The 13214-nt window shown below is 54.1% G+C and carries 12 protein-coding genes; 6 read left to right on the top strand and 6 right to left on the bottom strand.

The features are described 5' to 3' along the window. Positions 1-110 precede the first annotated feature (110 nt). Positions 111-2786, top strand: a complete 2676-nt coding sequence (gene acnA, locus MX657_RS12670) for an aconitate hydratase AcnA (protein WP_217478757.1) — start codon at positions 111-113, stop codon at positions 2784-2786. A 36-nt stretch (positions 2787-2822) separates the two neighbouring features. Here the strand turns inward: acnA and ribA are convergent, their stop codons facing one another. Beyond that, a complete protein-coding gene (gene ribA, locus MX657_RS12665; RefSeq protein ID WP_028013401.1) occupies positions 2823-3413 on the bottom strand; it encodes a GTP cyclohydrolase II in 591 nt (196 codons plus the stop codon). 197 nt (positions 3414-3610) lie between these two features. On the opposite strand from ribA, the gene pgpB reads away from it, so the two are divergent. The 5 genes from pgpB to yciH all read left to right on the top strand — a co-directional run bounded on the left by pgpB (position 3611) and on the right by yciH (position 7260). Further along, positions 3611-4378 (top strand): phosphatidylglycerophosphatase B, encoded by a 768-nt coding sequence (gene pgpB, locus MX657_RS12660; RefSeq protein ID WP_346805922.1) that lies wholly within the window; start codon positions 3611-3613, stop codon positions 4376-4378. A gap of 148 nt (positions 4379-4526) precedes the next feature. Then, complete coding sequence (locus tag MX657_RS12655) at positions 4527-4835, top strand: LapA family protein (RefSeq protein ID WP_080329310.1); 309 nt, start codon at positions 4527-4529, stop codon at positions 4833-4835. Between the two features lie 6 nt (positions 4836-4841). Beyond that, on the top strand, positions 4842-6011 hold the full coding sequence (gene lapB, locus MX657_RS12650; RefSeq protein WP_080329309.1) for a lipopolysaccharide assembly protein LapB: 1170 nt from the start codon (positions 4842-4844) through the stop codon (positions 6009-6011). A gap of 185 nt (positions 6012-6196) precedes the next feature. Continuing rightward, entirely contained in the window at positions 6197-6934 is a 738-nt protein-coding gene (gene pyrF, locus MX657_RS12645) for an orotidine-5'-phosphate decarboxylase (protein WP_346808554.1), read from the top strand. Next, positions 6934-7260 (top strand): stress response translation initiation inhibitor YciH, encoded by a 327-nt coding sequence (yciH, locus tag MX657_RS12640; RefSeq protein ID WP_063942363.1) that lies wholly within the window; start codon positions 6934-6936, stop codon positions 7258-7260. Before pyrF ends, yciH begins: the two co-directional genes overlap by 1 nt. A gap of 103 nt (positions 7261-7363) precedes the next feature. Here yciH and osmB read toward each other — a convergent pair whose 3' ends face one another. From osmB to MX657_RS12615, 5 genes are all read right to left on the bottom strand, one after another. After that, positions 7364-7582, bottom strand: a complete 219-nt coding sequence (gene osmB, locus MX657_RS12635) for an osmotically-inducible lipoprotein OsmB (RefSeq protein ID WP_008501216.1) — start codon at positions 7580-7582, stop codon at positions 7364-7366. 262 nt (positions 7583-7844) lie between these two features. Further along, positions 7845-8597: a DNA-binding transcriptional regulator YciT gene (locus MX657_RS12630; RefSeq protein WP_119915791.1), complete on the bottom strand. Its 753-nt coding sequence runs from the start codon at positions 8595-8597 to the stop codon at positions 7845-7847. A 43-nt stretch (positions 8598-8640) separates the two neighbouring features. Beyond that, complete coding sequence (locus MX657_RS12625; RefSeq protein ID WP_080329307.1) at positions 8641-8823, bottom strand: hypothetical protein; 183 nt, start codon at positions 8821-8823, stop codon at positions 8641-8643. 117 nt (positions 8824-8940) lie between these two features. Further along, positions 8941-10932: a cyclic di-GMP phosphodiesterase gene (pdeR, locus tag MX657_RS12620; RefSeq protein ID WP_346805921.1), complete on the bottom strand. Its 1992-nt coding sequence runs from the start codon at positions 10930-10932 to the stop codon at positions 8941-8943. 323 nt (positions 10933-11255) lie between these two features. Continuing rightward, positions 11256-13190 carry an exoribonuclease II gene (locus MX657_RS12615; RefSeq protein WP_252001732.1) on the bottom strand — a complete coding sequence of 645 codons (1935 nt, stop codon included), beginning with the start codon at positions 13188-13190 and terminating at the stop codon, positions 11256-11258. Between the last annotated feature and the right edge of the window lie 24 nt (positions 13191-13214).

The following is a 13214-nucleotide window of genomic DNA, read 5'->3' as shown; positions in this document are numbered from 1 at the left end:
TCCTAAATTTATCAATTTGGGTTGTTATCAAAACGTTACGACATCTTTGTGTTATCTTTAATTACGGCCCTGATGATTGTCAGGACATCTCTGTAATTAAGGAGGAGCTTATGTCGTTAACCCTACGCGAAGCCAGTAAGGACACGTTACAGGCAGAAAATAAAACCTGGCACTACTATAGCCTGCCGCTGGCTGCCAGAACACTTGGGGACATTTCGCGTTTACCCAAGTCCTTGAAAGTTTTGCTGGAAAACCTCTTACGCTGGCAGGACGGTGATTCCGTTACTCTCGACGATATTCAGGCGCTGGCGGGATGGCTTAAGAATGCCCATGCCGACAGAGAAATTGCCTACCGCCCGGCAAGGGTCCTGATGCAGGACTTTACCGGTGTGCCTGCCGTGGTGGATCTCGCCGCCATGCGTGAGGCGGTTAAACGCCTCGGCGGCGATACGGCTAAAGTGAACCCGCTTTCCCCCGTCGACCTCGTGATTGACCACTCCGTAACCGTTGACCACTTTGGTGATGACGACGCCTTTGGTGAAAACGTGCGTCTGGAAATGGAACGTAACCACGAGCGGTATGTTTTCCTGAAGTGGGGCCAGCAGGCGTTCAGCCGCTTTAGCGTGGTTCCACCGGGAACCGGTATTTGCCACCAGGTTAATCTTGAGTATCTGGGCAAAGCCGTCTGGAGTGAATTACAGGACAAAGAGTGGGTGGCTTATCCGGACACGCTGGTGGGCACCGACTCCCACACCACCATGATTAACGGCCTTGGCGTGCTGGGCTGGGGTGTCGGCGGAATCGAAGCGGAAGCCGCCATGCTCGGTCAGCCGGTTTCCATGCTCATTCCTGATGTCGTGGGCTTCAAGCTGACAGGCAAACTGTCTGAAGGCATTACCGCCACCGATCTGGTGCTAACCGTCACCCAGATGCTGCGTAAGCATGGCGTGGTAGGCAAGTTTGTCGAATTCTATGGCGACGGGCTGGATTCACTGCCGCTCGCCGATCGCGCAACAATTGCAAATATGGCGCCGGAATATGGCGCAACCTGCGGCTTTTTCCCCATTGATGATGTCACGCTGGAGTACATGCGTCTGAGCGGACGCAGCGAAGAGCAGGTTGCCCTGGTTGAGGCCTACACCAAAGCGCAGGGAATGTGGCGCAATCCAGGCGATGAACCGGTCTTCACCAGCTCGCTTGAGCTGGACATGGGGAGCGTGGAGGCGAGCCTCGCTGGACCAAAACGTCCGCAGGATCGCGTGGCGTTAACCGACGTGCCAAAAGCGTTTGCCGCCAGTAACGAGCTGGAAGTCAACGTGGCGAAGAAGGACCATCGCCCAATCGACTATGTTCTGAACGGGCATCAGTATCAGCTCCCGGACGGCGCGGTTGTCATTGCCGCCATTACCTCCTGCACCAACACCTCAAACCCCAGTGTATTGATGGCGGCCGGTCTGCTGGCCAAAAAAGCGGTTGAGCTGGGGCTTAAACCACAGCCCTGGGTTAAAGCCTCGCTGGCACCTGGCTCTAAGGTGGTATCGGATTACCTGGCGCAGGCCAGACTGACGCCGTATCTTGACGAGCTGGGCTTTAACCTCGTGGGCTACGGCTGTACCACCTGCATCGGTAACTCCGGCCCGCTGCCTGAGCCTATTGAAACGGCGATCAAGCAGGGCGATCTGACGGTTGGCGCAGTCCTTTCCGGTAACCGTAACTTTGAAGGACGTATTCATCCGCTGGTGAAAACCAACTGGCTGGCCTCGCCACCGCTGGTGGTGGCGTACGCGCTGGCCGGGAACATGAACATCAACCTGGCGACCGATCCTATTGGCCATGACCGCAAGAATGACCCGGTCTACCTGAAAGATATCTGGCCGTCCGCGCGTGAAATCGCGCTGGCGGTTGAAAAAGTCTCCACCGAGATGTTCCGCAAGGAGTACGCGGAAGTGTTTGAAGGCACGCCGGAATGGAAAGCCATCAACGTTGTGGGTTCAGATACCTATGACTGGCAGGACGACTCGACCTATATTCGCCTCTCACCATTCTTCGATGAAATGCTGGCCGAGCCTGCACCGCTTCGGGATATCCACGGTGCGCGCATTCTGGCGATGCTGGGAGATTCCGTCACAACCGACCATATTTCGCCTGCGGGCAGCATTAAAGCCGACAGCCCGGCGGGCCGTTATCTGCAAAGCCGGGGCGTTGAACGCCGTGATTTTAACTCCTACGGCTCACGGCGTGGTAACCATGAAGTAATGATGCGCGGGACGTTTGCCAACATCCGCATCCGCAACGAAATGGTGCCGGGCGTGGAAGGGGGCATGACGCGCCATCTGCCAGGGACGGAAGTCGTGTCGATTTATGATGCGGCCGTCAAATATCAACAGGAAGGTACGCCACTGGCGGTGATCGCCGGGAAAGAGTACGGTTCCGGCTCCAGCCGTGACTGGGCGGCAAAAGGTCCGCGCCTGCTCGGCGTTCGCGTGGTTATCGCCGAATCGTTCGAACGTATTCACCGCTCAAACCTGATCGGCATGGGGATCCTGCCGCTTGAATTCCCGCAGGGCGTCACGCGTAAAACGCTGGGCCTGACCGGAGAAGAGCAGATTGATATTAGCGGCCTGCAAAACCTGGAGCCTGGCAAAACGGTGCCGGTGAAGTTAACGCGCGCGGATGGGAAAAGCGAGGTGCTGGAATGCCGGTGTCGCATTGATACGGCAACCGAGCTGACCTATTACCAGAATGACGGCATTTTACATTACGTGATCCGTAAGATGCTGGATTGATAAAAAAGCCCGGCATTTCCGCCGGGCTTTTTACTTTTACTCTTTCAGCAGATGGCCCATTTTGGCGGCTTTGGTATCGAGGTAGTGGGCATTTTTCGGGTTGCGGCCCACAATCAGCGGCACGCGTTCGACGATGTTGATCCCGGCTTCGGTGAGGATCTCCACTTTTTTCGGGTTATTGGTCAGCAGACGAACTTCGTCCACGCCCAGCAGCTTGAACATATCGGCGCACAAGGTGAAATCACGCTCGTCAGCGGCAAAGCCAAGCTGATGGTTGGCTTCAACCGTATCGTAGCCCTGATCCTGAAGCGCGTAAGCGCGGATTTTATTCAGCAGACCAATATTACGACCTTCCTGACGGTGATAAAGCAGCACGCCGCGGCCTTCTTCGGCGATATGGGTAAGGGCCGCTTCCAGCTGGAAACCGCAATCACAGCGCAGGCTGAACAACGCATCGCCCGTCAAACACTCCGAATGGACGCGGGACAGCACCGGCGTCTGTCCTGAAATGTCACCATAGACCAGCGCGACATGATCCTGTCCGGTTGCCAGTTCTTCAAATCCCACCATCAGGAAATCGCCCCATGGGGTTGGCAGTTTGGCTTCTGCCACACGTTTAAGCTGCATGTGATTCTCCAGAGTAGGCTGACACGTTTCGTGCCTTGCGCCTGTTTTGCTTTCTGTATCTGTTCATTTTGCCACAAGCTCAGCACGTTCGCCTAATGGGCACCATGCTATATGAACGTTAAACGCACGATCCGACATATCCACTCATTGAATGAATTTCAGTTATGATTGTGGGGCTTAGCGAAAAAGGAGAAGACATGCTTTCTATCGCCAGACGTACGGCAGCAGGTGCGGCCATTTTACTGATTATGCCTTTGGCCGTATGGGTATCCGGCTGGATGTGGCAGCCCGGACAGAATGTTACCTGGCTTAAAACGTTGTACTGGGTGACGGAAACGGTCACGCAGCCGTGGGGAATTATTACCCACGTCCTTCTCTGCGGCTGGTTTCTGTGGTGTCTGCGCTTTCGACTGCGCGCGGCGCTGATGCTCTTTGCCATCCTCGGTGGCGCAATCGTTATTGGGCAGGGCGTGAAGTCATGGGTAAAAGACCACGTTCAGGAGCCCAGGCCGTTTGTCGTCTGGTTGGAAAAAGCACACCATGTTCCGGTGGATGAGTTCTACACTTTAAAGCGTAAAGATCGCGGTGCGCTGGTAAAAGAACAGCTTGCGGAACAGGACGATATTCCTAAATTCCTGCGTAAACACTGGCAAAAAGAGACGGGCTTCGCATTTCCTTCTGGCCACACGATGTTTGCGGCAAGCTGGGCGTTGCTGGCCGTCGGGCTGCTCTGGCCAAGGCGACGCACAATCACCATCGCGGTGTTACTGGTCTGGGCAACGGGTGTAATGGGTAGCCGCTTATTGCTGGGGATGCACTGGCCGCGGGATCTGGTGGTCGCTACGCTGATCTCCTGGATGCTGGTAACGCTGGCCACCTGGCTTGCGGAACGGTTCTGCGGCCCGCTCACGCCGCCGCCTGAAGAGAAAGAAGAGATCGCCGAACGGGAGCAAAGCGACGCCTGACGGTTGATATTGTGCATTTCGCCCATAAATCCATGACGTGCGCGTTACTTTTTCCGTTTCGCGCCCGTCGCTAAAATGGTAGTTTATAAGGCTGATTGCGGTGAGTTGAACACACTTTATTCGCTTGAACCACATAACGGGAAGTAATGTGAAATATTTACTCATTTTCTTACTGGTATTGGCGATTTTTGTCATTTCAGTCACATTGGGTGCACAAAACGATCAACAGGTAACGTTTAACTATCTGCTGGCGCAGGGTGAGTATCGGGTCTCTAGCCTGCTGGCGGTCTTATTTGCTGCGGGCTTTGCCATCGGCTGGCTGGTTTGTGGTCTTTTCTGGTTGAAAGTTCGTGTTTCTCTTGCGCGCGCTGAACGTAAAATTAAACGACTTGAACAGCACATTGCGCCTGCGTCCGACATTCCGGAAAGCTCTGGTGTGCCGGTCGTGAAGGAATAATCGACTATGCTGGAGTTGTTGTTTCTGCTTTTGCCTGTAGCCGCTGCCTATGGCTGGTATATGGGCCGCAGAAGTGCGCAACAAACAAAGCAGGATGAGGCAAACCGACTCTCCCGTGACTACGTTGCAGGGGTGAACTTCCTCCTGAGCAATCAGCAGGATAAAGCGGTAGACCTGTTCCTCGATATGCTGAAAGAGGATACCGGCACCGTCGAAGCCCATCTTACCCTCGGCAACCTGTTCCGCTCGCGCGGCGAGGTAGATCGCGCCATCCGTATCCACCAGACCCTGATGGAAAGCGCCTCCCTGACCTACGATCAACGACTCCTGGCGGTACAACAGCTGGGGCGGGATTATATGGCGGCGGGGCTGTACGATCGCGCTGAAGATATGTTCACGCAACTGGTGGATGAAACGGATTTCCGTATCGGCGCGTTGCAGCAGCTGCTGCAGATTTATCAGGCCACCAGCGACTGGCAGAAAGCCATTGATACTGCCGAACGCCTGGTGAAGCTGGGTAAAGATAAGCAGCGCGTTGAAATCGCCCATTTCTACTGTGAGCTTGCGCTTCAGCAGATGGGTAACGATGACATGGACAAAGCCATGGCGTTGCTGAAGAAAGGCGCCGCCGCGGATCGCAATAGCGCACGTATCTCCATCATGATGGGGCGCGTCTTCATGGCGAATGGCGATTACGCTAAAGCTGTTGAAAGCCTGCTGCGGGTCATCGACCAGGATAAAGAGCTGGTCAGTGAAACGCTGGAAATGCTGCAAACCTGCTACCAGCAGCTGGGCAAGCAGGAAGAGTGGGTGGCATTCCTGCGCCGCTGTGTGGAAGAGAATACCGGCGCGACCGCTGAGCTGATGCTTTCAGACGTGGTTGAACAGTATGAGGGGAGCGATACCGCGCAGGTGTATATTACGCGCCAGCTGCAGCGTCATCCTACCATGCGGGTTTTCCATAAGCTGATGGATTACCACCTGAATGATGCGGAAGAAGGGCGCGCCAAAGAGAGCCTGATGGTGCTGCGCGACATGGTTGGCGAGCAGGTACGCAGCAAGCCGCGTTACCGCTGTCAGAAGTGTGGCTTTACCGCCTATACGCTCTACTGGCACTGTCCTTCCTGCCGGGCATGGTCCACCATCAAGCCAATCCGTGGCCTGGACGGGCAGTAATTTTTTAAAACAGATTATTTTAGTTACAACATACTGATTGGTTTTACCACTCTTTGGACACCGTGCGGTTTGCTGGCCTGGCAGGGGCGTAAATGGCTTCTGTCATTTTGCGGCGGCGGCAGGTAGAATGCTGGCCGTTTATCTGTTCCGCGCCGCTGCGCGCCCATAGACGAAAAGGGCTGGTCATGACGTCTGTTACATCCTCCACTTCCCGCGTTATTACGGATTCTCCTGTTGTTGTTGCGCTTGATTACAATAAGCGTGACGCAGCACTGGCCTTTGTTGACGGTATCGATCCTCGCGATTGCCGTCTGAAAGTTGGAAAAGAGATGTTCACGCTGTTTGGGCCGCAAATCGTCCGCGATCTGCAGCAGCGCGGTTTCGATGTTTTCCTCGATCTCAAATTCCATGATATCCCGAACACCACGGCGCACGCCGTAGCCGCCGCCGCAGATCTGGGAGTGTGGATGGTCAATGTCCATGCCTCAGGTGGGGCGAGAATGATGACCGCAGCGCGTGAAGCGCTCTTGCCGTTCGGCAATGATGCCCCATTACTGATTGCGGTCACTGTACTGACCAGTATGGACGAAAGCGATTTACGCGATCTTGGCGTGACGTTGTCACCTGCCGATCATGCTGAACGTCTCGCGCGTCTGACGCAGAATTGCGGTCTCGATGGCGTCGTCTGCTCCGCGCAGGAAGCGGTACGCTTTAAAACAGAACTGGGCAAAGATTTTAAACTGGTCACGCCAGGCATTCGTCCTGCTGGCAGCGACGTGGGCGATCAGCGCCGCATTATGATGCCTGGGCAGGCCCTGGCTGCGGGCGTCGATTACATGGTAATCGGGCGGCCGGTGACACAGTCAGCAAACCCGGCAGAAACGCTTAAGGCTATCAACGCATCACTGAAAAAGGGGGCGTAATGACTGATTCCAATAGTCGTCTGGTCTACTCAACGGAGAGCGGGCGCATAGACGAGCCGAAAATGAAAGCGGAACGTCCGAAAGGTGACGGCATTGTTCGTATCCAGCGTCAAACCAGTGGGCGAAAAGGAAAAGGGGTTTGCCTTATCTCCGGGATTGATCTGGATGATGCAGAGCTGAACAAGCTCGCAGCGGAACTGAAAAAGAAATGTGGCTGCGGTGGTGCCGTGAAGGACGGCATTATTGAGATTCAGGGTGATAAACGCGATTTAATTAAATCGCTGCTCGAAGCCAAAGGCATGAAAGTTAAACTGGCGGGCGGTTAAAATAACTGAGCCACGGCAAATGCCGTGGCTCGTGTTATATACGTGCGTAAGTCAGACCTGAAATGCGTTCAAATGCGCAATATCCGGGAAGGCTATAGAATAATTATTTGCCAACCTGGTGACCGATAATACCACCGACAGCAGCGCCACCTAATGTACCCAGCGTACTACCATCTGTTAATACTGCACCACCGAGCGCACCGGCACCGGCACCGATAGCGGTGTTACGGTCACGTTTAGACCAGTTAGAGCACGCGCTCAGGGACATTGCTACAGTGATTGCCAGAACAGCGGCGGCTAATTTTTTGCTGGTTAAGGTCATAATACTTTCTCCTGAATTATCGATTCACGGAAAGATGTACACGTTAAGTATAGCCAAAATGAATACCTAATTCTTTTTCCGTGAAAGCTTGTCGCGCAGGCGTTACGTAATCACGCAGGTGATAGTCACTTCCTGTTATATCGCTAACATTAATTTTACGACTTTAGGGCAGGTTAAACAGGTAAAAACTCTTAAAGGAGGGATAGGAATCATCTCAGACGAAGGGCGAAACGTGCGCCCGAAATACGGGCGCGAAGATGATTCAGGAGGCCGTATTAATAATATCGACGATTAAACCGTCTTCTTCCAGTTTATTACGGTGCGCGTCACTCAATCTTTCATCGGTAATTACGCGGCTAAAGCGAGAGACTGGACCCATGGTGTAAGGGTGGACGGCGCCAAACTTTGAGCTGTCAGTGAGCACAATGGCTTCACACTCCTTCTCCAGCACGGCGTTAACCACGTCGGAGCGCATCATGTCCCGGCCGGTGAAGCCTGTCTCCGGCTGCCAGCCGTCGATACCGATAAAGGCCTTACTGAAATGGACCTGCTGGACATACTGCCGGGTCAGCGGGCCGACCATGCTTTCGCTTTTTTTCTGGTAAATGCCACCAAGCAAAATGACCTCACAGCGCGTCTCTTTGAGCAAATGGGCGATATAGCTGCTGACGGTGATGATGGTAATGTCTTTTTGATCAGCAAGCGTGCGCGCCAGAAGCGCGTTGCAGCTGCCGTTTTCAATAAAGACCGTCTCACCATTGTTTACCAGCGACGCGGCGAATTCTGCCAGTTCGCGTTTGAGCGCATAGTTGTTCATCATGCGCGTTTCAACGTCCTCGCTATCCAGCGGCACGGCGTAGCCATGCGCACGTCGCAGGTAGCTCTGTTTTTCCAGCAGGTTGAGATCCTGACGGATTGTTACTTCCGAAACGCCGGTGGTTTTCGCAAGATCAACAACGCTTACGCGTCCCTGATCGATGACCATCTGCAAAATGAGTTGTTGTCGGGAATTCATAGCATCCAATTAGTGAAGCGAAATGAGGTCGGAAAGGGCGGGATTACACTTCCCACGGCGCTTTTGGCTGTCTGTTTTCAGGAGCGTTGTCGGCTCCATTCTGAGCAAGAAGTTCAGACTTCAGGATCTCGAGATTACGGATCGCAGAGTGATAATCACCCGCCACCAGGATATCCAGCACGGTATCAATACGTTGTGCTACAGCTTGTGGATCAATAGTAGACATAATCTCTCCCCATGAGCGAAAAGCGAATATTTTCAATGATGCAGAAAATAGGTTCAAAAGAGAAGGGAAAAAACGCCATAACGAAATTACGTAAACGAAAGTGAACCTCTGTATGGCTCAACGCTGTTGTCGCGCTTGATATCGTTTTAGCCACCGCTCGAATGCGGTAGCGGGCATCGGCTTAGCAAAAAGAAAACCCTGCCGTTCGTTGACGCCGTTCTTGGTCAGAAAGGCGTCTTCTTTTGCGTTCTCCACCCCTTCGGCGATCACCTGCAGGTTTAACGCCTGGGCTACTGCGACAATGGCGCGTACCAGAGACTGTGAGATCGGCTGCTTGTGGATATCCCTGACAAAGGATTGATCGAGTTTAATGGCGTCGATTGGAAAACGCGCCAGCTGGGAAAGGGAAGAATAACCGGTACCAAAATCATCCAGATGAATTTGTGCCCCGAGGCGGCTGAATTGCTGGATCACGGAGAGCGCCAGCTCTTCGTTTTCAATAAGACAGCTTTCGGTTAACTCTACGTCGATAGGGCAGTACTCAAAACGCAGATCCTTCAGCACCTGCTTTAAGTCACTGAATATGGTCTGGTCGGCCAGCTGACGTGCAGAGACGTTCACGGCCACCCGCAGGTTAATCCCTTTGTCACGCCATTTCGCCACCTGGCGAACCACATCCATCATGACCCAGCGGCCCAGCGGCACAATCAGCCCCGACTCCTCGGCGTAGGAGATGAATTCCAGCGGCGGGATCAGGCCGCGCTCGGGCGACTGCCAGCGGACCAGCGCTTCAAGACTTCTCACTTCTCCGCGCCAGGTCATCTTGGGCTGGTAGTGGATCAGGAGCTGATCGTTATCCAGCGCTTTACGCAGGTTGGTGTCCAGCCACAGATACTCAAATACGCGCTGGTTCATTTCTGGGGAAAAGACGCAGAACTTACCCCGACCGTTTTCCTTGGCGGTGTACATGGCAGTGTCGGCATTGCGAATTACACTTTCCCGATCGTTCCCGTGCTGCGGTGCGAGGGCGATCCCCAGGGAGCAACCGGTGTAAACCTCGATCAGACCGATTCTGAACGGCTGGCGCAGGCGGGTCAGAATGCGCGACGCCATCGCTTCCAGCGAACCCTGAGAGGTATTGGTGGCCATCACGATAAACTCATCGCCGCCGAGCCGCGCCAGCACCTGTCCTTCATCCAGACAGCTCAGAATGGCGAGCGCAACCGCCTGGAGCAGCTGATCGCCAAACATATGCCCATAGGCATCGTTGACCTTTTTAAAGTTATCCAGGTCGAGATACACCACGCCAATCTGCGTTTCGCCGCGGCTACGGATGGCGTCAGAAATCAGTTCGTGGATGGCATTGCGGTTTGGCAAGCCGGTGATGGTATCGGTGTTGGCCAGCACGCGCAGACGCTCCTGCGCCCGGCGTTCCTCCGTAATGTCGGTCCCGGAACAGATAAGAAAAATTTCATTTTTACCGCTGCCGCTGTGCACAAATTTGTTTCTGAACAGAAATAATCGTTGTCCTTTGCGCGTTTTCACCCAGCGTTCAACTTCATAAGAGCTGCCGTTGCGAAAGAAACCCGCGATGTTACGCTTCGAGGCAGCCGCTTCGCTGCGGCTCATGAAGAGTTTAAACACGTTCTGGCCGATGACTTCGTGTTCTTTCAGGCCGGTGTACTCTTCGCTCAGGCGGTTAAAACGCTGGATATTACCGTGTTGGTCGAGAATAACGATGACGGAGTTCGCTTCAGAAACAACCTGTTCCGCGAAAGAAAGCCCCTGCGCCAGGTCGCGTGCCACGGAGGGTGTATCGTTCCAGGCGGAAGCCGTACCGGCCCATTCATTACGGGTAATTTTGCGCCCGACAAGATGGACGGGAACCTCTTCGCCGTAAAGGGAAAGATTCAGAGAAATGCTGGAGGTGATCACCGTGAGCTGACGAATCAGGAGAGCCTGTTCATCATCCAGCGTCACGACCTGAGTAACATCGGCATTTTCGCTGGCGGCAAGATGCAGAGTGTTGCTGTCAGCGGACAATCGCCACCACGGGCTGTGAGTACCCATGTAACGAAACAGCAAATTCTGCTCCAGGTCGTCAATCATGATTTCTCCCGCCGCTACTCATTAGCGCACAAATTATTCATTTGCAGTCGACTTTTCCGTTGTAAAACAGCGGCAAAACCGAAGTGAACTTATTGTTTTTCCCTGTTTTATTATCATAAAACGAGTCAGGTAAAAAAGAATACACAGCGTATATAAATTCACGTAACCGAATATGACGGCACTCTTTTACTGTAGATAATTATGGCAATTTTGGGCGGACGGAGGCAGGAAATAGTAAGAAATAATGATGAATTTACGGAGGAGAGAAAAAAGAAAAATTGTCGGCCATTCCGAAAAGAAACGGCCAACAATTTAGCAGGTTATCAGGCAAAAGGGCGCGCGATAATACTGCGGGTTTCCATACGAACTTCAGCGATAGTTACGTCAATCACGTCCGTGACCTTGTAAACTGTTTCACCTTTAATTTGCACGGTGCCATTTTCCTGACTACAGACCAGTTCATCGCGAACGGCGTGCAGGAATGGGGCAGGAATAAAGGCGACAGCACCGTTATCCACCAGACGGACGCGCATCCCCCCGCGGCTGATATCAATGATCTCCGCCGCGAAGCGGGTATCGGTACCGGCTTTATCCTTAAGGAAACGCGCGTACAGCCAGTCACCCACGTCACGCTCCGCCATGCGGTTCAGGCGGCGACGCTCGGCCATTTGTATGGTCGTGTCGTCCTGAGGACGTGCAATGGTTTCGCCTTTGATGATCGCTTTCAGCAACCGATGGTTAACCATATCGCCATACTTACGGATAGGGGATGTCCACGTGGCGTAGGCTTCCAGGCCGAGGCCGAAGTGCGGGCCTGGCTCGGTGCTGATCTCCGCGAAGGACTGGAAGCGGCGAATGCGGCTGTCCAGGAAACCGGACGGCTGCGCGTCCAGTTCGCGGCGCAGCTTGCAGAAGCCCGGCAGCGTCAGCACTTCTTCCGGATCAACATGCACATCGTGATTTTTCAGCAGGGCGGCCAGCGCTTCGGTATTGGCCGGATCGAATCCGGTGTGAACGTTGTAAATACCAAAGCCCAGCCTGTCGCGCAGCACGCGCGCGGCACAAATGTTGGCGGAAATCATCGCTTCTTCGACGATGCGGTTAGCAATGCGTCGCGGCTCGGCCACGATATCCAGCACTTCACCTTTTTCGCCCAGAACAAAGCGATAATCCGGGCGATCCTTGAAGACCAGCGCGTGGGTTTTACGCCATTCGCTGCGGTTCAGGCAGATACGGTGCAGCAGGCGAATCTGTGACGCAACGGCGTCGGATTCAGGTTTCCAGCTACCCGTGTTCTCCAGCCAGTCGGAGACATTGTCATATGCCAGCTTGGCTTTTGATTCGATGGTGGCAGCAAAGAATTCGATATCGTCTTCAATCGTGCCATCTGCGGCAATGGTCATGCGGCAGGCGAGAACCGGGCGCACTTCATTTGGGCGAAGCGAGCAGAGATCGTCAGACAGTTCGCGCGGCAGCATCGGGATGTTAAAGCCCGGCAGGTAGTTGGTGAACGAACGCACTTTGGCCATATCGTCCAGCTTGCTGCCTTCCACAATCCAGGCCGTAGGGTCGGCGATGGCGACGGTTAAATGCAGTTTGCCGTCGTCGCTCTCTTCAGCGTAGAGCGCATCGTCCATATCTTCGGTACTGGCGCTGTCGATGGTGACAAATTCCAGCGCGGTAAGATCGCGACGCGTCAGGCCTTCGTCCTGCATCTCGGTTGCCACGCCGTCTGGCGCTTCTTTTTCAAGATTGTGGCGCGCAAGCGTAACCCACCACGGAACGAAATGGTCGTCACCGAAGGTGATAAACTGGGTCAGTTCCGCGTAAAAACCGCGGTCGCCTTTCAGAGGGTGACGGCGCATTTCGGCCACGGCCCAGTCACCGTCTTTAAAATCATGCTCAACGCCGCGTGCGGCCCGGCAGGGAATGGCATCTTTCAGCAGAGGGTGATCCGGCACGACAGAAAGGCGATCGTCTTTTCTCTGTACCTTGCCCACAAAGCGGGTCAGGAACGGTTCGATCAGTTCTTCCGGCTCGGCGGACTCACGCTCCTTCTCGGTATGAATGACGGCCATGACGCGATCGCCATGCATGACTTTCTTCATCTGCGGTGGCGGAATGAAGTAGCTTTTCTGCGCGTCAACTTCAAGGAAGCCAAAGCCCTTTTCCGTGGCTTTTACGACCCCTTCTGCACGCGGCGTCTGGGAATGCAGTTGCTGTTTAAGCTGCGCTAGCAGCGGGTTGTCCTGAAACATAATGTTCTATTTTCGTAGCCATTG

It is taken from the genome of Enterobacter chuandaensis (assembly GCF_039718975.1).
Lineage (GTDB): Bacteria > Pseudomonadota > Gammaproteobacteria > Enterobacterales > Enterobacteriaceae > Enterobacter > Enterobacter chuandaensis.
Note: the sequence above shows the minus strand (reverse complement) of the source record. Positions and strands in the feature narration are given on the sequence as shown.